Raw genomic sequence first — 18,726 nt, 5'->3', positions numbered from 1 at the left:
GGCTTCGGCCGGGTTTTTTGTTTCTGCGATTCGTTGAGGAGATGAGATGCCTGAATTACCTGAGGTAGAAACCAGTCGTCGCGGTATCGAACCCCATATGGTGGGTGCCACGATTCTGCATGCAGTGGTGCGCAATCCACGTTTGCGCTGGCCGGTCTCGCATGAAATCCACGCGCTGAGCGATCAACCGGTATTGAGCGTGCAGCGTCGCGCTAAATATCTGCTGCTCGAACTGCCGCATGGCTGGATCATCATTCACCTCGGCATGTCCGGCAGCCTGCGTGTGCTTCCCGGCGAACAACCGGCCGCTAAACATGACCACGTCGATTTGGTGATGAGCAACGGCAAAGTGCTGCGCTACACCGATCCACGTCGCTTTGGCGCCTGGCTGTGGAGCAATGACCTCGCAGGCAGCAGCGTGCTGGCGCATCTCGGTCCGGAACCGCTCAGCAACGAATTTGATGGCGCTTATCTGTTTGAAAAGTCACGCGGCAAACGCACCGTGATTAAACAGTGGCTGATGGATAACAAAGTGGTGGTAGGCGTCGGGAATATCTACGCCAGCGAATCGCTGTTTACCGCCGGGATCTTGCCCGATCGTTCGGCGATGAGTTTGAGTCAGGAAGAGGCGGAACTGCTGGTCAATACCATCAAAGCGGTGTTACTACGCTCGATTGAGCAGGGCGGCACCACGCTGCGTGATTTTCTGCAAACTGACGGTAAACCTGGCTACTTTGCGCAAGAGCTGCAGGTTTATGGTCGCGCCGGTGAACCTTGCCGCGCCTGCGGTACGCCGATTGTCAGCGGCAAGCATGGCCAGCGCAGCACCTTCTGGTGTCCACGCTGCCAGCATTGAGTTAAGGCTGTGCCAGTCGCGCCAGTAACGCCTTGTGCACCACGGCAGGCAGAAATGCCTGCACGTCACCGGCATGGCGCGCCACTTCTTTGACCAGTGAAGAAGAGACGAACGAGAAACCTTCTGACGGCATCAGAAACACGCTTTCCAGCGTGGGCAGCAGATGTCGATTCATTTGCGCCAGCTGCAGCTCATATTCGAAATCCGACACCGCACGCAATCCACGCACCAGCACATTGGCATTCTGCGCCTGGGCAAAGTTCGCCATCAGGTCGCTAAACCCAATAACTTCGACATTCGGCAGATGTGCCGTCACCTGACGCGCCATATCCACGCGCTCATCCAGAGTGAACAGCGGCTTTTTACTCGGGCTGGCGGCAATCGCCACGACGATGCGGTCAAACATCTTCGCTGCGCGCGTCACAATATCCAGATGGCCTAAGGTAAAGGGATCAAAGGTGCCGGGATAAATCGCTTTGGTACTCATACGCGGCCTTGTGTTGAGGTGTGATGCAGCGCCCAGAGCGCCGAGTATTTGTTGAAAGTGTACTGCGCGTTAACCACCGCCAGAATCCAGCCCTGTTTGCCATCGAGAAAACCGGCGCGCAGCAGCAGCGTTTTAACGAACGCGCCGAGCGTATGGCTAAAGATCGAGAACAAGCCGCAGCGTTTGCCGCGCTGAAAACGCTCTTTTGCCCAGGCTTCGGCGTAGTTCATCTGCTTACGCTGAAATGCAATCAGGTCGCGGCAGGTGAGATGTTGCAGATCGCCCGCCAGCTTCACCACCGGCGCACCTTGCGTCTCCAGTGATTCGTGTACCAGATTGTCGTTGTAATTGAGCTTGCGCGGATAAAGACGCATGACGCGGTCGGGATACCAGCCGCTGTGGCGCATAAAGCGGCCGAGAAACAGATTGCTGCGGCCAAGGCTGTAAACGTTGTCCGATGCGGGCTGCGCGAGAACCTGCTCGATAGCGCGACGCAGTTCTGGCGTCACACGCTCGTCGGCATCAATCATCAAAATCATTTCGCCTTGCGCATGGGCCTGCGCGCGCTGGCGCTGCTTGCCAAATCCCTGCCAGCCTTCAGCCTGGAAAACCTGCGCGCCATGTTCGCGAGCTACCTGCACCGTGTTATCGCTGCTGCCGGAATCCAGCACCACAATCTCATCAGCCCAGCTGACAGAAGCCAGCGCCTCCGGCAGCAGTTCAGCTTCGTTTTTGGCGATCATCACCACGGAGAGACGTTGGCGTTGCGACATGAATTAGTGAGCTCGCGGCGGTAAGTGAGGTTCGAGTAACTGTAGCAGACGCTGTAATGCGCCCTGATTTTGATGCAGCACTTCCACAGCATGGCGGCCGTAATAGCGGCGGTAATCGTCATCCTGCAGCAGATTGGCGACCTCCTTCTGCAGTGATACCACGTCAGTGACGGTAATCAGCCCTTCGGCTTGCTGCAGCTTGGCGCAGATATCTTTGAAGTTCCAGATATGCGGGCCCATCAACACCGGAATGGCATGTGCTGCCGGTTCCAGCGGATTGTGACCGCCGCGCTCGACCAGGCTGCCGCCCACAAAAGCGAGATCGGCGATGCCGTACAGCATCATCAACTCGCCCATGGTGTCGCCAATCACCACTTGCGTGGAGCTTGAAGGAATTTCGCCGCTGCTGCGCAGGGTAAAGCTGAAGCCACGTTTTTGCGTCAGGTCGCAGGCATCTTTGAAACGTTCCGGATGGCGTGGCACCAAAATCAGCAACAGATCGGGGAACTGTTGCAGCAGGCGACGATGTGCATCGAGCACAATCGCTTCTTCGCCTTCGTGGGTGCTGGTGGCGATCCACACCGGACGACGCGATGCCCACTGACGACGCAGCGTGACCGCTTTTGCCGCCAGCTCTGGCGTCACGGAAATATCAAATTTGAGGCTGCCGGTAACGGTGAGATGCGAACGCTTCAGGCCAAGGCTGAGGAAACGGTCGCCATCTTCGGCGTTTTGCGCGGCAATCAGCGTGATGCGCTGCAGCAAGTCACGCATAAAGCCGCCGAGCTTTTTGTAGCCTTTGGCCGAGCGCTCAGACAGGCGTGCGTTGGCAATCACCAGCGGAATCTTGCGCTGATGAAGAATACGAATAATGTTTGGCCACAGCTCGGTTTCCATGATGATCACCAGGCGTGGATCGACGGTATCAAGGAAACGGTTGATGGAACCTGGCAGATCGTACGGCAGGTAAACGTGGTGCACATCTTTGCCAAACGCTGACTGCGCACGTTCGGAGCCGGTCGGCGTCATGGTGGTGACGGTAATCGGTAGCGTCGGATAGCGGTGACGCAGCGCGCGCACCAGCGGCACTGCCGCCAGCGTCTCGCCGACGGAAACCGAGTGCAACACAATGCCATGCGGCAGCACTTTTCCAGTGCAATAGCCGTAGCGTTCTGCCCAACGTTTACGATAGGCCGGTGCTTTTCGACCGCGCAGCCACAGGCGCAGCCAGATTAGTGGCTGAATCAGATAGAGCAAGGCTGTGTATAGAGTCGTCATAGTTACCGTTACGACAGAATCGCGTCAAAAAACAGAGGAAAGGCGGCATGTTATCAGAAATTAACCGCCTGCTCATACCACTTCGTCAGCGGGTCTGCAGCACTTGCTGATACAGCGAGGTCAGCGCTTGCGCCAGCCGCTGCGGGCCATATGGTTCAATGCTGCGACGTGCGGCTTCGCCCATGGCAGAATTGTGTGAAAGCGCCGGTGTTGCTTTTACGGCTTCGTTTAACGCTTTGATATCTAATGCATCGCAGACAAAACCTTCCTGGCCTGCAGTGATAAACTCCGCGCCGCCGCAGCCGGTGCTGGTGATCACCGCCAAACCACAGGCCATCGCTTCCAGCACCACATTCGGGAAGGGATCATAAAGCGTGGGCAGCAGCAGCGCATCGGCTGCATGGTAGAACGGTTGCACGTCCTGCTGCACGCCAACAAAGCGTAAGCGGTCGAGGCAATTTAGCTGGTTTGCCAACTGCTGATAGCGCGACAGTTGCTTATCCTGGCCGACCACCACCAGATAACGATCGCTCTTAGCCACCGCTTCAATTGCCGCTTTCAGCCCTTTGCGCTCAAAGCCCGAACCTACGTAAATCATTACCGTGGCATCTTGCGGCAGTTTGAGCTGCTGGCGTGCTGCATGGCGCAGCGCTTCGCTGGCTGGCTGGAAGCGTTGGTTATCAATGGCGTTGTGAATAACATGGATCTTGCTGGCATCAAGCGTGAAGTGCCGCAAAATATCCTGCTTCACCATCTCTGAATTACAGATCACCGCTTTCAACGACGGCGCGTTGAACATTTCGGCTTCCGCCAGCAACACATAACGATGATAAGGGCTGAGGCGGGCACTTAAGCGCTGCCACGGCGACACGATGCGCGCGCGCTGCTCCAGCCAAACGCGGTGCACGCCATCGCCGGCACGAAAGATATCGCAACCGGCGATGCGTTCGTGGCTCTGCACAATATCGAACTTCTCGCGTTCCCAACATTCACGTGCGGCACGCGCAAAACCGCGCTCGCGCGAAATGCGACCGAATTTTGCTGGATTGCAGATGTGCAGATGCCAGGCCGGATTCGGCGTGCCCTGCCAGCTGCGGGTGATGATATTGAGATCGAGCTGCTCGCTATCCAGCGCTTCCAGCGTCCGCGAAATAAAACGTTCTGCGCCGCCGTCTGGGCGGTATTTCTGCCGGACGATCGCCAGGCGTAACTTACTCATGCAAAAAACTCCGGGCGGCAGTTACCACATCCTCAACGGGAATGGCAGAAAGATAGCGCTGTTGCGTGTTGGTATCGATGGCGTCTGGCGAGGGCAGCGGACCATAATCGCCGGCCCAAATCACGCGGTTGTTATCGCCCCATGGACGCCAGTGTTGCAGTTTGGTAGGACCAAACAGCGCCAAACAAGGTGTTTCCAGCGCGGCGGCCATATGCATCGGCGCAGAATCCACACCGATAAACAGCTGTGCCGCATCGATCAACGCCGCCAGCTGCGGCAAGGATAATTCACCGGCTAGCGACACCACGTTGTGGCTATGGCACAGCGACTGAATATTGGCGATCATCGCCATTTCTTTCTGGTCCGGCGCCGCAGTCAGCACCACGGTGCGGCCTTCGGCGACCAACGCATCGATCAGCTGTGCGACTTTTTCATCTTCCCAGCATTTGAAAAGCCAGCGTGAGGTGGGTTGCACCACAACAAACGGCATTTTCACCGCGTGCTGCGCTAGCACATCCTGCACTTTCTGTTGATCGGCTGCGCTAAAATGCATTGAGGCTTTTGCGCCTGCGGCACTGATGCCCAGTGGCTTCAGTGCCGCCATATTCTGTTCGACCGTATGCAGCTGGTTATGATCTTCCGTGCTGACCAGCTGATTGTGCATCCAGCGCCATAAGGCGTTATCACGTTTGCGGAAGGCAAACCCAATGCGCACTGGCGCGCCAGAGAATCCGGTAATAATGGCGCTGCGCCACTGATCGGCAAGGTTAATCACAAGGTCATAATGGCAAGCACGCACCGCTGAAAGCAGCGCCATTTCATGTCGGAACTTCTGCCAGCCGCCTTCCTTCTTCCAGTTGCGATCGATGATGTGTAACTGGCGAATGGCCGGATGCGCTTCCAGCATCGGACGGGTTTCTTTATACAGCAGAACGTCAATGTTGGCCTGCGGATAGCGCTGGCGAAGAGCGTTGATAGCGGGCGTAGTCAGCAGCATATCGCCGTGATGGCGCAGCTTGATCAACAGAATATTTTTCGGTGCAAATTGGTCTGGAATCGGGCTTGCCATACTCAAATGATCTCAGAATTCAGTCAGCTGATTGTAGGGCAAACCCCAAAGGCGTGAAAGCCAGACGCGGCGCTTATTTCTTACGCCAGCGGTAAATCCGGCTCAGCCACAACAGCAGTTGATACCATTGGCGTACGCCGCGCGCATTACGCAGCATGCGCTTATGGGTTTGCGTGGCGAATAGATCGGCAATCATCGCCTGGCGCGCGCTTTCTTCGGGCTCGCGTCGGATACAGTGACAGACGCTGAGCGCCTCATGCGTAATCTGATAATGAAACGCCGGGTAGATTTTCACTTGATGGCGATAGCGTGCGTTGAGTTCTTCCAGTAACTGCGCAATTTTCAGGTAATGACGCTGATACTCGACGTTGCGCTGGCCAGTACGTTTACGGTTACTGATTGAGGCATCATGCATGTAATAACGGTAAAGCACCCGATCGGTGTAGCGCACGCGTTGGGCATTCAGCATGAACTCAGTAGTCCAGGGAATGTCCTGATGATGCAGGCCAGGTTCAAAGTAGAGTTTGAGCCGTTCGATCAAGTCGCGACGATAAATCCCCAGCCAAACCACATGCATATAGCGATGCGTTTGCAGCGCCTTATTGAGCCACTCAGGGCCGCCGAGTACTTCGGTGCTGGTGAGGCGATCAAGGGGAATCAGCGGTTTCACTTGCTGGCTGGCTTTGAAAAACCACTCTGCGTTGCACTGCGCGGCGTCGAGATTGTCGCGTTCGGCCATCTCAACCAGCGTTTGATACATCGCCGGATCCATGGTGTCGTCGGCATCTGGAAACGAAACGTACTTACCGCGCGCTACCGCTAAGCCGGCATTGCGGGCACGCGATACGCCGCCGTTGGCCTGGTGGATCACTCGCACATTTGGGTGCTGCTGCGCATAGGCGTCGGCGCGTTCGCCGGAACCGTCCGTGGAGCCATCATCGACAACAATGATTTCCAGTGAGCTGAGAGTTTGAGCCAGCAGCGAATTCATAAACGTCTCAAACATCACGCCAGCATTGAATAGGGGCGTAATGACCGAGAGCAAAGGAGTATTTTGCGACATTGTTCATCTAATAATTTACAAATTTATTACATCAATTATTAGTAAGGAATTCAGAACTTTTTGCACATTAATGGTCAAATGCCTTTTGTAATCTGATTTTCCGCATTTTTTCAGAATTAGTCTTCGCGGATAAACGCGACAGAACTCCTCAATCTGGGCATCAGCATGAAAAATATTCTCGTGATTAGGCGCGATAACATTGGCGACATGGTGTGTACCACGCCGCTACTGGAAGGAATAAAACAGGCTTTTCCCGAGGCAAAACTTACCCTGTTGGTGAACAAAGTTGCTGAGGATGTGGTGAGCCATAATCCGCATGTTGATCGCCTCTATGTTTACAAGAAAGCCAAGCATCGCGCTAAGAATGAAACCACGCTGGGCGTGTATTGGCAGCGAGTAAAGGTGATGCTGGCGCTGCGTAAAACGCGCTTTGATGCCACGATTCTGGCAAATCCCGTTCCCTGTAAATACAGCCTAAGATTGGCGAAAATGGCCGGTGCAGGGAACGTGATTGGCGCGGCTCAGGCTGACGCGCAGCTGGATCATCCGTTCCAGAAAAGTGATTTTCACGGCGAGCATCAGGTTGAACACACCTACTCTTATCTCTCCGCGCTGACCCGCACGCCGCCCGCTGTACCCGCAGTGAATCTCTATCTCTCAGCAAGCGAAAGTGATGAGGCTAGTAAACGGATCAGTACTCTGTTCCCGGCAGCGGGCAAGATTTATGGCGTGCACATTAGTAGCCGCAGCCCAAAGCGTCGCTGGCCGGTTGAATCCTATGCGGCGTTTATCACTAAGCTGCTGGAGGATGAGCAGGCACGCGTACTGGTATTCTGGTCGCCGCAGGGAACCCTCGATCTTAATGATAAAGGTGATGCAGCACGTACTGATGAGCTGATGCAGTTGGTCAATTCGCCGCGTGTGGCGCGCTATCCCACCGCATCAGTGCGCGAACTGGTGGCTGGCTTTGATCGCTGTGAGCAGATTCTGTGTAGCGATGGCGGGCAGATGCACCTTGCCGCCGGGCTGCACAAAAAGCAGGTGGTGTTTTTTGGTGATACCAATGCCAGTGTGTGGCATCCGTGGTCAGGTGACTATCGAATTATGCAGACCGCTTCGGGCGAATGTCGCGATGTCTCGCTAGAAGCAGTCTGGGAAGCATGGCAGCAACTCAGCGTTAAGCCTGTTGAAGTTTGAAGTTGTCGTGATATTCCGACAGTGTCTGTCCGACGAAGCGCGGGGCTAACCAGCTAAACAATGCTTCTAAATCTTCGTACAGTCGCTCGATATCCTGTTGGTTTTTGAACGTTGGACTGCCGTCAGGCATAAATTCTGAGCTGTGCAGCATAAACTCGGCGTAATCCTGGCCTTCGGCCAGCGACATTTCAACCACGCGTTTCATGTCTGCCAGATTCCCCCCTGATGGACGTAACCAATAAACGGCAGGGCTCTTCTGTTTGCCGCGTAAGCGGTACAAGCCCTGTTTTACCGTATTCATCAGTGGTGAATACTTGTATTGAATGCTCATAGGGATTTCGAGCAGCGAGGAGTGACCGCTGCGTGAGATGTCGTCAGGATCGATAAAGTAAGGTTTATGCGGGAAGTGAGTGTAGTTCGTGCCGCCTTTCCCCTGCGGCGCACCTCGGGTGAAAGCCCAGTTAACGCGCGGTGTGACCGAGCAATCTACCTTATAGCCCAGTTCAGTTAAGATCGCCGCGTAGCGCTCGTCAAAAGCCCAGCGTCCGGCACGATGGCTGAGCATTTTTATCTGGAACTTCTCTTCCAGCAGATCGGTCATATAGGCAACTTTATCCCGCAGTACTGCGTCGGGATATTCAATCAGAAAAGGTTGCCAGCGCCAGTCATCATCAGTGAGTGGCGCTTCCGGTGGGCTGTTCCAGGCATGAAGATGCATGCCAATTTCGCCCTGCTTGCGTGCAATCACATCTTTGCCGAATTCGACAAAAGCAGGATCCATTGCCATTTCATAGTTGGTAAGCCAGGTAGGTTTAAAACCATAGCGCTCACACAAAGCCTGAAAGCGTGGCAGATAGCCGGTATTTTCAGTGGTGATGGAGCGATGATTGCGCCAAAGATTGTCGCCTTCGGTATCTATGGTAATAAGGAAAGCATGCCGGGTCATGTTTGCCGCCTGAGGCCAATAAAATCGCAATGTTACGCTGTGCTTTTCAGTGACGCAAAACTAATTGCTACGCATGCGTAGGTTTAAAATAGCGCCGTGAGGAATCGGATTTGCTAGCAGACTGCGTTAAGATTTACGCGGTATTATTCAGTTAAACAGGCTTTTAAAATCAGACAGGTGGAGCATTTTGTCAAAGCGCATACTGATGGTAATTGATGGTTTACCGGGCGGTGGAGCCGAGAAAGTCGTGCTGACGTTGGTGGCCGGTATGCTTGAGCTGGGACACCGGGTATCGCTGTTTTCGCTGCGTAAAGTGTGCGATTACCCTTTGCCTGACGGCGTTGATTATCAGGTCATCCAGGATACTAATCGTCAGCCATGGCGCAAGCTGACTGAATTAACGCGTCGCGCCAGATTGCTGGATGACGCTGTTCTCCGGGCAGAGCAGAGCGCGGGAGCATTCGATTTGGTAGTTTCTCATTTACACAAAACCGATCGTATCGTGCGTCGTTGTCGAACGCTCTTGCCTCGTAAAACCTGGTTTTGTCTGCACGGTGTTTTCTCCGCCTCCTATCTGGGCCATCGTAAGGGGCTATCGCGCTGGTTAAAAGCACGCAAAATTTACCGTGTCTATCAAGGACGCAATGTGATTGGTGTGTCTCCCGCGGTGGTGGAAGATTTAAAGTCTGCTTTTGCGGTGACTCCAGCACGCGAGGCCGTGATTGGTAATCCATTCGATATCGAAGATATTAAGCAACGTGCAGCCGAGCCGGCTGATGTGCCGCCGCAGGGATTCCTGGTGCATGTTGGGCGATTTCACGAAACCAAGCGCCATGATCGTCTGTTACAGGCCTATGCGCTGAGCAACATACCGCTGCCGCTGGTGTTATTAGGCCAGGGTTCACCACAGCGTAAAGCCGAGTTGCAGACGCTGGCCCAGCAGTTAGGTATTGCGGATCGCGTCATCTTTCAGGGATTTACTCTCAATCCTTATTCGTGGATTAGCCGGGCAACGATGCTTATAGTTAGCTCGGACAGTGAAGGTTTTGGTAATGTCCTGATTGAAGCGATGCTGTGCGGTACGCCAGTGGTGAGTACGCGCTGTCCGGGTGGGCCGTCTTATTTACTGCAAGGCGATTTGGCGCGTGGCCTGGCGGATTTAACACCTGAATCGCTGGCAGAAAAGATGCTGGAGATTTATCAGCGCCCGCCTCAGCTCTATGCTGATGAGTTTGCTGCTTTTGATACCAAAGTCATTTGCCAGCGCTATCTGGCGCTGGCCGAATAATCATTAAAGGGAGCAGTGCTCCCTTTTTTGTGTTTAATCCCAGCTCAACACCACTTTGCCGGATCTTCCCGAGCGCATCTCATCAAAGCCCTGCTGGAACTCATCAATGTGATAGCGATGGGTGATGATCGGCGTGAGATCGAGGCCGGACTGAATCAGCGCCGCCATTTTGTACCAGGTTTCGAACATCTCGCGGCCATAGATGCCTTTGATGAACAGGCCTTTAAAGATCACCTGATTCCAGTCGATTGACATCTCGCCCGGCGGAATACCCAGCAGCGCGATACGGCCGCCGTGGTTCATCACCTCCAGCAAGGTGCGGAACGCCGGTGGCGCACCGGACATCTCCAGACCGACATCAAAGCCTTCGGTCATGCCGAGTTCAGCCATCACGTCACGCAGATTTTCCTGCGCCACGTTCACGGCGCGCGTTACACCCATTTTGCGCGCCAGATCGAGGCGATAGTCGTTGATGTCGGTGATCACCACATGGCGCGCGCCGACGTGCTTACACACCGCCGCCGCCATAATGCCAATCGGCCCGGCGCCAGAGATCAGCACATCTTCACCCACCAAATCGAACGACAGCGCGGTGTGCACCGCATTGCCGAAGGGATCGAAAATCGCCGCCAGTTCATCGGAAATGTTGTCAGGTATTTTGAAGGCGTTAAACGCCGGGATCACCAGATATTCGGCGAAGCAGCCCTGACGATTGACACCAACGCCTACCGTATTGCGGCAAAGATGCGTGCGTCCTGCGCGGCAGTTGCGGCAATGGCCGCAGGTGATATGGCCTTCACCGGAAACGCGATCGCCAACGGCAAAGCCCTTAACTTCCTGACCCATTCCCACCACTTCACCGACATATTCGTGGCCAGTGATCATCGGCACTGGAATGGTTTTGCGCGACCAGTCATCCCAGTTGTAGATGTGCACGTCGGTGCCGCAGATAGCAGTTTTACGAATCTTAATCAGCAGGTCGTTATGGCCAGGTTCGGGAATCGGCGCATCCTTAACCATCCAAATGCCTTCTTCGGCTTTTAATTTGGCGAGTGCTTTCATTTTCCGGCTCCTGAAATAACGCCCAGCTGTTGACCAATGCGGGTAAAGGCAGCCACGGCGTGTTCCAGCTGCGCCTGCGTATGTCCGGCAGAGATCTGTGTACGAATGCGTGCCTGACCTTGCGGTACCACCGGATAGAAAAAGCCAGTGACGTAGATACCTTCCTGCTGCAACAGGCTGGCAAACTGCTGCGCCACTTTGGCATCACCCAGCATTACCGGGATGATGGCGTGATCGGCGCCGGCCAGCGTGAAGCCTGCGGCAGTCATCTGTTCGCGGAAGAAGCGGGCGTTTTCCCACAGGCGCTGACGTAAACCGTCGCCTTCACTCAGCAACTCCAGCACGCGCAGCGAGGCGGCAACAATTGCCGGTGCCAGCGAGTTGGAGAACAGATACGGACGCGAGCGCTGACGCAGCCATTCAACCACTTCTTTCTTTGCTGCCACGTAGCCGCCCGATGCACCACCCAGCGCTTTGCCCAGCGTGCCGGTCAGAATGTCGACGCGATCCATCACGTCACAATATTCGTGCGTGCCGCGTCCGGCAGAACCGACAAAGCCCACCGCATGAGAATCATCGACCATCACCAGCGCATCGAACTCATCGGCCAGATCGCAAATGCCCTGCAGATTGGCGATCACGCCATCCATCGAGAACACGCCGTCGGTGGCAATCAGGATGTGACGCGCACCTTTGTCGCGTGCTTCCTGTAAACGTGCACGCAACTCGCTCATGTCGTTGTTAGCGTAACGATAGCGCTGCGCTTTACACAGACGTACGCCATCAATGATCGAGGCGTGATTGAGGGCGTCGGAAATAATTGCGTCTTCGGCACTAAGCAGCGTTTCAAACAGGCCGCCGTTGGCATCAAAGCAGGACGAGAACAGAATCGCGTCTTCCATGCCGAGGAACTCAGCCAGCTTGTGTTCCAGCTGCTGATGGATGTCCTGCGTGCCGCAGATAAAGCGCACCGAGGCCATGCCAAAACCGTGCGAATCCATGCCGTCTTTCGCCGCCTGGATCAATGCCGGATGATTAGCTAAACCCAAATAGTTATTGGCGCAAAAGTTGATAACGGGCGGGTTATTGGCAACGTTGATTTCTGCCTGCTGCGCCGACGTAATGGTGCGTTCTTGTTTGAACAATCCGTCCTGACGTGTTGTCTCAAGTTGTTGACGAATTTGCGAATAAAACTGACTGGACATGATTATGCTCCTCAGATAGCAAATATTTGGCACATATTACTGATCGAAAAGCGAATCAACGACATTTTAGCCATCAATATCTCGGTTTTGCAGCATAGTTCACGCTGCGGACAGGATTTGTGCAGCGCTTAGGCAGTCATCTGGCTGCCTGCGTCTGGCTGAAATGTTATGATGATAGGCATTCGTGGGTGAAACCTCCTGTTTCCCCCCAACTCTTTAAAGGCAAAGCATATGATTATCGTAACCGGTGGCGCTGGCATGATTGGCAGCAACATTGTTAAAGCGCTGAACGACCGCGGTCTGACCGACATTTTGGTGGTGGATAATCTGAAGGATGGCACCAAGTTCGTGAATCTGGCGGATCTCGACATCGCCGATTACATGGATAAAGAGGAATTCCTCAGTTACATCATGTCTGGCGAAGATCTCGGCCCCATTGAAGCGGTTTTCCATGAAGGTGCTTGCTCCGCAACCACCGAGTGGGATGGTAAGTACATGATGGATAACAACTATCAGTACTCGAAAGATCTGCTGCACTTCTGCCTTGAGCGTGAAATTCCGTTCCTCTACGCCTCTTCCGCTGCCACTTACGGCGGGCGCAATGAGAACTTCATCGAAGAGCGCCAGTACGAGCAGCCGCTGAACGTATACGGCTACTCGAAAATGCTGTTCGATCACTATGTGCGCCAGATTCTGCCTGAAGCTGAATCGCCGGTGTGCGGTTTCCGCTACTTCAACGTGTATGGTCCGCGTGAAGGCCACAAAGGCGGCATGGCGAGCGTGGCGTTCCACCTCAACACGCAAATCAGCAACGGTGAAAATCCAAAACTGTTCGAAGGCAGCGACGACTTCCGCCGCGACTTCATCCACGTTGATGACGTGGTGGCGGTAAATCTGTGGTGCTGGGAAAACGGTGTTTCCGGTATCTACAACTGCGGTACTGGTCGTGCGGAATCATTCCAGGAAGTGGCGGATGCGGTGCTGAACTTCCATCAGAAAGGCCAGATTGAATACATTCCGTTCCCGGACAAGCTGAAAGGCCGTTATCAGGCGTTTACCCAAGCTGACCTCACCAATTTGCGTGCGGCGGGTTACGACAAGCCGTTTAAAACCGTCGCGCAAGGCGTCGGCGAATACATGGCCTGGCTGAACCGTAACGCATAAGGAAATCGGCAGCAGCGATGAAAATTCTGGTAATTGGCCCATCATGGGTCGGCGATATGATGATGTCGCAAAGTCTCTATCGCACGCTCAAGGCTGAGCATCCTGAAGCGATGATCGACGTGATGGCGCCAGCCTGGTGCCGCCCATTGCTGTCGCGTATGCCGGAAGTGAATCAGGCGCTGGCGATGCCGCTCGGCCACGGCGCATTAGCGCTGGGTGAACGTCGTCGTTTGGGGAAAACCCTGCAGGCCAGCGGCTATGACCGCGCCTATGTGCTGCCGAACTCCTTCAAATCTGCGCTGGTGCCGTTTTTTGCCGGGATCAAACGTCGCACCGGCTGGCGCGGCGAAATGCGTTATGGCGTGCTGAATGATGTGCGCGTGCTGGACAAAGCGGCGTTTCCGTTGATGGTTGAGCGCTATGTGGCGCTTGGCTACGACAAGCCAGTTGCTTCCGCGCAGCAGTTGCCGCAGCCATTGCTGTGGCCGCAATTGCGCGTTGATGACGATGAAAAACAGATGACGGCGGCGCAGTTTGCGCTGTCGGCCGATCGTCCGGTGATTGGGTTTTGCCCAGGCGCGGAGTTTGGCCCGGCGAAGCGCTGGCCGCATTATCATTATGCCGCGCTGGCAGAGCAGCTGATTGGCGAAGGTTATCAGGTGGTGCTGTTCGGTTCAGCGAAAGACCGCGAAACCGGCGACACCATTGTGCAGACGCTGTCCGAAGCGGCGCGTGCGCACTGCAAAAATCTGGCCGGCGATACGCAACTTGAGCAAGCGGTGATTCTGTTGGCGAACTGCGCGGCGGTTGTCAGTAACGATTCCGGCCTGATGCATATCGCTGCTGCATTGAATCGTCCGCTGGTGGCGCTGTATGGCCCAAGTAGTCCGGACTTCACGCCGCCGTTGTCCCATCAAGCACGCATTATTCGTTTGATCACCGGCTATCACAAAGTCCGCAAAGGTGATGCCGAGCAAGGTTATCATCAGAGCCTGATTGATATTCAGCCAGCGCGCGTTCATCAGGAACTGAGCGCGCTGTTGCATCCGGTGCAGGAGTAAAGATGCACGTTTTGATTGTTAAAACTTCCTCAATGGGAGACGTGCTGCACACCTTACCGGCGCTGACAGATGCGATGCAGGCGATTCCAGGCATCAGGTTTGATTGGGTGGTTGAAGAGAACTTCGCTCAAATCCCAGCCTGGCATCCGGCGGTCGATAAAGTGCTACCGGTGGCGATTCGCCGCTGGCGTAAGCATTGGTTCGGCAGTCAGCAGCGTGAAGAGCGTGTGCAATTTAAGCGTGAGTTGCAATCGCGTCAGTATGATGTGGTGCTGGATGCGCAAGGCCTAATCAAAAGCGCCGCGCTGGTTACGCGCCTGGCCAAAGGCGAGAAGCACGGACAAGACAGCCGCAGCGCGCGCGAACCTTTCGCCAGCTGGTGGTATGACAAACGCCATGAAATCAACAAGCAGCAGCATGCGGTGGAACGTACGCGCGAGCTGTTTGCCAAAAGCCTCGGCTATGAAAAGCCTGCATCGCAGGGCGACTACGCGATTGCTGGCCATTTCCAGTCAACGCAGACTGATGATGCTCAGCCTTATCTGGTGTTTCTGCACGCCACCACGCGTGATAACAAACACTGGCCCGAATCACACTGGCGTGAGCTGATTGAGTTAGTGCAGCCAACAGGTTTGCGCGTGAAGTTGCCGTGGGGCGCTGAGCATGAACATCAACGCGCACAACGTTTGGCGGAAGGCTTTGACCATGTTGAGGTGCTGCCAAAGCTAACGCTGGAGCAGGTAGCGCAGCAGTTAGCCGGCGCGCGCGCGGTGGTGTCGGTGGATACCGGTTTGAGTCATCTTACGGCAGCGCTGGACCGCCCGAATATCACCTTGTTTGGTCCCACCGATCCAGGACTAATTGGTGGATATGGCAAGAATCAGCATGAATTAAAAGCAAGCGATGGTACCATGAAGGCAATTACGGCCGAGATGGTTATGGAAAAATTGAAGGAACTGCTCTGAATGACCTCAATTTTTAAACAAATCTATCGTTATACTCATGCCAGAGCTTTGAGACATAACGAAAACTTGTGGCCACATATTAAGATCCGGAGAGCCAAAACCGATAATATTCAGCGGCTGAGCTACTGGGGAAAGCAAGTTAAGATTGAGGATCTCAATGCATTGCGTGCCACGATATCGGGAGATGTGACTATCCTGGCAACTGGCCCTTCAGTTAAATTGTTAGACATTGAAAAACTGGCGAGCACCACATTTGTGGGCGTGAATGGCGCCTACTATTTGCGCGATAGAATTAATTTTTCATATTATGTCATCGTCGATCGGGGATTTATCGATAAAAGATTCGATCTTGTCACTGATATTATTAATGACGACAAGCTGGTTCTGTTTACAACCGTGCACTGCTTCAATGATATCTTGCAGCGCGCTGATTTACGGGACGTGAAGTGCCGCCTGGCAATTATTGAAGATCTCAGTTTTAAAGTATTTAGAGGTATCGTTCGCCCTGAAGAATATGCCCTCAACTACCAGGGGAAAATGGGGATTTCTCTTTCTGAAACGCCACTGATTTCTGGTTTTTCCTGGGATATTTGTCAGGGGGTTTTTGATGCCGGCACGGTTGCTTATTGGGCGTTGCAGATATCCGTCTGGCTGGGTGCCAGTCGTATTTTATTAGCGGGTGTTGACATGAATAATTTTTCAGCGCCGCGATTTTATGAAAACGAAAATGATAAGCTTCCGAGCCTGCTAGAATCTAACTTTAGCGCTGTTATCAAACCCGCCTTCATTCATGCAAGCCGGGAGTTAGAGCGAGCGGGGATCAAAGCCTATAATCTTTCCTTAGAAAGTGCTCTAGATGAGAATGTTTTTGAGAAGGCAGCGCCAGAAGCTATTTTTTAAAGTATGTAAAAACCTGAAGTTTAATTATTTACCAAATCCTTGAAATAAAATGATACCAGGCTTCACGTTAAAACCTGGTATATATTATCAATTTAATTTTTTTAACACCGCGTTATAAACCTGCTCCACACTGATTTTCCGCATAGGAAATTGTGGGTCATCATTTTTCTCAGGCTCAATACGTATTATCTGATGAATATCCAGATCCTGATAAGGTCCGGTATGGCGAGGATTGGCGCCCACATACAGACTTACCGTCGACGTTTGTGCGGTAACAGCAATATGTAATGGCCCCGTATCGCCCGTTATCAATACATCAATTCGCTTAATAAGCTGAAGCAGTTCGGGCAGCCGTGTTTTGCCAATATATGAAGTGACTCGATGATGATACTTTTCTGGAAGTTGCGCAAAAAAGGCGATTTCGATCGGGCGGTCCTGGCCGGCTCCAGTCAGAACCAAAGTTGATTTTGGACTATAGCTAAAAATACGCTCTGCCAATTCTGCAAAGTGTTCCACAGGCCAGCGACGGTTATCTCCTGATGCGCCCATTTGAAAGCCAAGAATTGTCGAGCTTTCCTGTTGCTGAACATCATCAACTTTTATCGGAAATTCCATCCGGATATCAGTGGTGTCACAGCCTAATGTACCGACAAGATTCAGTTTACGTTGAATAATGTGCGATTCAGCTCGCGGTGAGTAGAGATCAAGCCAATGATTGAATACAGGGCTATCGCTACCGAAATTATCCCGAACCAGATATTTTGAGCCGCTTAACCGCGCGCAAAGAATATCGTAGCCTAAGCTGGAGTGCAGTAGGAGTGTCAGATCAGGTTTGAAGCGGCGTAGTTTTCTGATCAGATTAGGCGCACGGACAATTTTATTGTCCCAAATAGCCACTTCATCAAACCATTTGCTATCTTCAACCAGATCACGGTTTTTATCGCTGGAAACCAGCATGATTTTTGCGGATGGATAACGGCGCCTAATCGCTTTTATTGCTGGTGTGTTAAACAGCAGGTCACCTAATGCTGTCGTCGAAAAAATAACGATGCGCTCGAACTCATGGGTCGCGCTCAGCTGGGACTTATTTCTATCGATTTGGCTCAGCTTAGCGTGCAAGCTCAACACTGAGTTAATTAGATTTATTTTCCAACGCTTTTTCATTAATACGGCTTACCCTAGAGAATCTGACTATTCGACAGCCATAGTAAAAAATAATTTCGCGATTATAACGAAAAAAATGTTAGCCCCGTATAGAGGCCAACGCTGAAGGTCTGTTTTCATTTTGATTCGATTTAAAATAATGATTCTAAATGCTTGAATAATGAGCTTTGCACAATGCTGTCACTGATCAACTCAACGGCGTGGCTTTGCGGCACCGGCGCCAACGGTTTGTTCGGTTTACATACGCCTGGCGCGCGGAAGCGTGGAGGCTGCGTTTTGGATGGCGGCGGAGTAGTGCCCTGATGCAGCGGCTCATTCAATAACTGGCTAGGCCGCACTAACGTGATATCGGCAGGTAATGTCGGCAGCATCTGCTGCAGGACGCGCACCGTCGTAGGATGCGGATGACCAATCGCGATGGCATAACCATCGCGCTGCGCCAGTTTCACCGCGCGGGTAAACTGCGTGCGGATTGAAGCCTCATCCTGGCTATCGTCAAGGAATACGCGACGCTTCAGTACTTTAACGTTAGTGCCTTGCGCGGCCGGGATAGACTGACTGTTGCCAATCGTCATGCTATCGAGAAAGTAGTAGTTGTAATGATTGAGCACCTGCATCACTTTCTGCATACCGGGCAAGCTGGACGTCATTTTGCTGCCCATATGGTTATTCAGCCCGACGGCGTAAGGCACTTTGCCACTGGCTTCACGAATAATCCGCTCGATTTCCGTGCTGCTCATCTCTGGCGTCAGCGTGTCTTTCTCCAGCGGCTGTTTGCTCAGCGGCGCCATCGGCAGGTGAATCAGAACTTCGCGACCGCCCTGATGCGCTTTGGTAGCCATCTCCCGTGCATGTGGCGCATTCGGCAGGACCGCAACGGAAATCGCGGTAGGCATTTGCAGCACTTTATTCTCTTCTTTTGGCCGATAACCGAAGTCGTCGATCACGATGGAGAGTTTTCCCGCATGGGCGGAAAGTGATAGAAACAGGCCGCACAGGGCGGCCGAGAGCTTAGAGGGTTGAAACAAA

Annotated in this window: 18 protein-coding genes; 7 read left to right on the top strand and 11 right to left on the bottom strand. The window is 53.4% G+C overall.

Annotated elements, in window-relative coordinates; translation table 11 throughout:
- Nucleotides 1-46 precede the first annotated feature (46 nt).
- The gene (gene mutM / locus NR302_RS19070; protein ID WP_154183186.1) at nucleotides 47-856 is read left to right on the top strand and encodes a bifunctional DNA-formamidopyrimidine glycosylase/DNA-(apurinic or apyrimidinic site) lyase; all 810 of its coding nucleotides are present in this window, start codon (nucleotides 47-49) and stop codon (nucleotides 854-856) included.
- 1 nt (nucleotide 857) lies between these two features.
- Here the strand turns inward: mutM and coaD are convergent, their stop codons facing one another.
- The 6 genes from coaD to NR302_RS19040 all read right to left on the bottom strand — a co-directional run bounded on the left by coaD (nucleotide 858) and on the right by NR302_RS19040 (nucleotide 6,745).
- The gene (gene coaD, locus NR302_RS19065) at nucleotides 858-1,343 is read right to left on the bottom strand and encodes a pantetheine-phosphate adenylyltransferase (protein ID WP_008109737.1); all 486 of its coding nucleotides are present in this window, start codon (nucleotides 1,341-1,343) and stop codon (nucleotides 858-860) included.
- The gene (locus NR302_RS19060) at nucleotides 1,340-2,116 is read right to left on the bottom strand and encodes a glycosyltransferase family 2 protein (protein WP_258144181.1); all 777 of its coding nucleotides are present in this window, start codon (nucleotides 2,114-2,116) and stop codon (nucleotides 1,340-1,342) included. Before NR302_RS19060 ends, coaD begins: the two co-directional genes overlap by 4 nt.
- A gap of 3 nt (nucleotides 2,117-2,119) precedes the next feature.
- Nucleotides 2,120-3,394, bottom strand: coding sequence for a lipid IV(A) 3-deoxy-D-manno-octulosonic acid transferase (gene waaA / locus NR302_RS19055; RefSeq protein WP_008109734.1), 1,275 nt, complete (start codon nucleotides 3,392-3,394; stop codon nucleotides 2,120-2,122).
- 85 nt (nucleotides 3,395-3,479) lie between these two features.
- Nucleotides 3,480-4,613, bottom strand: a complete 1,134-nt coding sequence (locus tag NR302_RS19050; protein ID WP_258144180.1) for a glycosyltransferase family 4 protein — start codon at nucleotides 4,611-4,613, stop codon at nucleotides 3,480-3,482.
- Nucleotides 4,606-5,682 (bottom strand): putative lipopolysaccharide heptosyltransferase III, encoded by a 1,077-nt coding sequence (gene rfaQ / locus NR302_RS19045; RefSeq protein ID WP_258144179.1) that lies wholly within the window; start codon nucleotides 5,680-5,682, stop codon nucleotides 4,606-4,608. Before rfaQ ends, NR302_RS19050 begins: the two co-directional genes overlap by 8 nt.
- 73 nt (nucleotides 5,683-5,755) lie before the next feature.
- Nucleotides 5,756-6,745 (bottom strand): glycosyltransferase, encoded by a 990-nt coding sequence (locus NR302_RS19040; protein WP_258144178.1) that lies wholly within the window; start codon nucleotides 6,743-6,745, stop codon nucleotides 5,756-5,758.
- A 165-nt stretch (nucleotides 6,746-6,910) separates the two neighbouring features.
- Here NR302_RS19040 and NR302_RS19035 point away from each other — a divergent pair, with 165 nt between their 5' ends.
- A complete protein-coding gene (locus NR302_RS19035; protein ID WP_258144177.1) occupies nucleotides 6,911-7,942 on the top strand; it encodes a glycosyltransferase family 9 protein in 1,032 nt (343 codons plus the stop codon).
- Here NR302_RS19035 and NR302_RS19030 read toward each other — a convergent pair.
- Nucleotides 7,923-8,888: a polysaccharide deacetylase family protein gene (locus NR302_RS19030; RefSeq protein WP_258144176.1), complete on the bottom strand. Its 966-nt coding sequence runs from the start codon at nucleotides 8,886-8,888 to the stop codon at nucleotides 7,923-7,925. The genes NR302_RS19035 and NR302_RS19030 overlap by 20 nt on opposite strands.
- Before the next feature lie 205 nt (nucleotides 8,889-9,093).
- Between NR302_RS19030 and NR302_RS19025 the strand changes: the two genes are divergently transcribed.
- Nucleotides 9,094-10,176: a glycosyltransferase gene (locus NR302_RS19025; protein WP_258145221.1), complete on the top strand. Its 1,083-nt coding sequence runs from the start codon at nucleotides 9,094-9,096 to the stop codon at nucleotides 10,174-10,176.
- A 33-nt stretch (nucleotides 10,177-10,209) separates the two neighbouring features.
- Here the strand turns inward: NR302_RS19025 and tdh are convergent, their stop codons facing one another.
- Nucleotides 10,210-11,238 carry an L-threonine 3-dehydrogenase gene (gene tdh / locus NR302_RS19020; RefSeq protein ID WP_101760674.1) on the bottom strand — a complete coding sequence of 343 codons (1,029 nt, stop codon included), beginning with the start codon at nucleotides 11,236-11,238 and terminating at the stop codon, nucleotides 10,210-10,212.
- Nucleotides 11,235-12,443, bottom strand: a complete 1,209-nt coding sequence (locus NR302_RS19015; protein WP_258144175.1) for a glycine C-acetyltransferase — start codon at nucleotides 12,441-12,443, stop codon at nucleotides 11,235-11,237. The genes tdh and NR302_RS19015 overlap by 4 nt, the downstream gene beginning before the upstream one ends.
- A 231-nt stretch (nucleotides 12,444-12,674) precedes the next feature.
- Between NR302_RS19015 and rfaD the strand changes: the two genes are divergently transcribed.
- The 4 genes from rfaD to NR302_RS18995 are packed head-to-tail and all read left to right on the top strand — an operon-like array spanning nucleotide 12,675 to nucleotide 16,533.
- Nucleotides 12,675-13,607, top strand: coding sequence for an ADP-glyceromanno-heptose 6-epimerase (gene rfaD, locus NR302_RS19010; protein WP_008109718.1), 933 nt, complete (start codon nucleotides 12,675-12,677; stop codon nucleotides 13,605-13,607).
- 17 nt (nucleotides 13,608-13,624) lie between these two features.
- Nucleotides 13,625-14,668 (top strand): ADP-heptose--LPS heptosyltransferase RfaF, encoded by a 1,044-nt coding sequence (gene rfaF, locus NR302_RS19005; protein WP_258144174.1) that lies wholly within the window; start codon nucleotides 13,625-13,627, stop codon nucleotides 14,666-14,668.
- A 2-nt stretch (nucleotides 14,669-14,670) separates the two neighbouring features.
- Nucleotides 14,671-15,633 (top strand): lipopolysaccharide heptosyltransferase RfaC, encoded by a 963-nt coding sequence (gene rfaC / locus NR302_RS19000; RefSeq protein ID WP_258144173.1) that lies wholly within the window; start codon nucleotides 14,671-14,673, stop codon nucleotides 15,631-15,633.
- Nucleotides 15,634-16,533, top strand: a complete 900-nt coding sequence (locus tag NR302_RS18995; protein ID WP_258144172.1) for a sugar glycosyltransferase — start codon at nucleotides 15,634-15,636, stop codon at nucleotides 16,531-16,533.
- A gap of 87 nt (nucleotides 16,534-16,620) precedes the next feature.
- Here NR302_RS18995 and NR302_RS18990 read toward each other — a convergent pair whose 3' ends face one another.
- The gene (locus NR302_RS18990; RefSeq protein WP_258144171.1) at nucleotides 16,621-17,697 is read right to left on the bottom strand and encodes a glycosyltransferase family 9 protein; all 1,077 of its coding nucleotides are present in this window, start codon (nucleotides 17,695-17,697) and stop codon (nucleotides 16,621-16,623) included.
- Between the two features lie 131 nt (nucleotides 17,698-17,828).
- A complete protein-coding gene (locus NR302_RS18985; protein ID WP_258144170.1) occupies nucleotides 17,829-18,725 on the bottom strand; it encodes a divergent polysaccharide deacetylase family protein in 897 nt (298 codons plus the stop codon).
- Between the last annotated feature and the right edge of the window lies 1 nt (nucleotide 18,726).

The organism is Pantoea sp. SOD02, from assembly GCF_024707505.1.
In the GTDB taxonomy this organism is placed as follows: Bacteria; Pseudomonadota; Gammaproteobacteria; order Enterobacterales; family Enterobacteriaceae; genus Pantoea; species Pantoea symbiotica.
Note: the sequence above shows the minus strand (reverse complement) of the source record. Positions and strands in the feature narration are given on the sequence as shown.

Bases quoted from the DNA above. Each gene is read 5' to 3' on its own strand.
- waaA (WP_008109734.1), bottom strand. From the start codon at position 3,394: ATGACGACTCTATACACAGCCTTGCTCTATCTGATTCAGCCACTAATC.
- rfaC (WP_258144173.1), top strand. From the start codon at position 14,671: ATGCACGTTTTGATTGTTAAAACTTCCTCAATGGGAGACGTGCTGCAC.
- rfaF (WP_258144174.1), top strand. From the start codon at position 13,625: ATGAAAATTCTGGTAATTGGCCCATCATGGGTCGGCGATATGATGATG.
- mutM (WP_154183186.1), top strand. From the start codon at position 47: ATGCCTGAATTACCTGAGGTAGAAACCAGTCGTCGCGGTATCGAACCC.
- NR302_RS19015 (WP_258144175.1), bottom strand. From the start codon at position 12,443: ATGTCCAGTCAGTTTTATTCGCAAATTCGTCAACAACTTGAGACAACA.
- NR302_RS19030 (WP_258144176.1), bottom strand. From the start codon at position 8,888: ATGACCCGGCATGCTTTCCTTATTACCATAGATACCGAAGGCGACAAT.
- NR302_RS19060 (WP_258144181.1), bottom strand. From the start codon at position 2,116: ATGTCGCAACGCCAACGTCTCTCCGTGGTGATGATCGCCAAAAACGAA.
- rfaD (WP_008109718.1), top strand. From the start codon at position 12,675: ATGATTATCGTAACCGGTGGCGCTGGCATGATTGGCAGCAACATTGTT.
- NR302_RS19040 (WP_258144178.1), bottom strand. From the start codon at position 6,745: ATGTCGCAAAATACTCCTTTGCTCTCGGTCATTACGCCCCTATTCAAT.
- NR302_RS19050 (WP_258144180.1), bottom strand. From the start codon at position 4,613: ATGAGTAAGTTACGCCTGGCGATCGTCCGGCAGAAATACCGCCCAGAC.
- rfaQ (WP_258144179.1), bottom strand. From the start codon at position 5,682: ATGGCAAGCCCGATTCCAGACCAATTTGCACCGAAAAATATTCTGTTG.
- coaD (WP_008109737.1), bottom strand. From the start codon at position 1,343: ATGAGTACCAAAGCGATTTATCCCGGCACCTTTGATCCCTTTACCTTA.
- NR302_RS19035 (WP_258144177.1), top strand. From the start codon at position 6,911: ATGAAAAATATTCTCGTGATTAGGCGCGATAACATTGGCGACATGGTG.
- NR302_RS19025 (WP_258145221.1), top strand. From the start codon at position 9,094: ATGGTAATTGATGGTTTACCGGGCGGTGGAGCCGAGAAAGTCGTGCTG.
- tdh (WP_101760674.1), bottom strand. From the start codon at position 11,238: ATGAAAGCACTCGCCAAATTAAAAGCCGAAGAAGGCATTTGGATGGTT.
- NR302_RS18995 (WP_258144172.1), top strand. From the start codon at position 15,634: ATGACCTCAATTTTTAAACAAATCTATCGTTATACTCATGCCAGAGCT.
- NR302_RS18990 (WP_258144171.1), bottom strand. From the start codon at position 17,697: ATGAAAAAGCGTTGGAAAATAAATCTAATTAACTCAGTGTTGAGCTTG.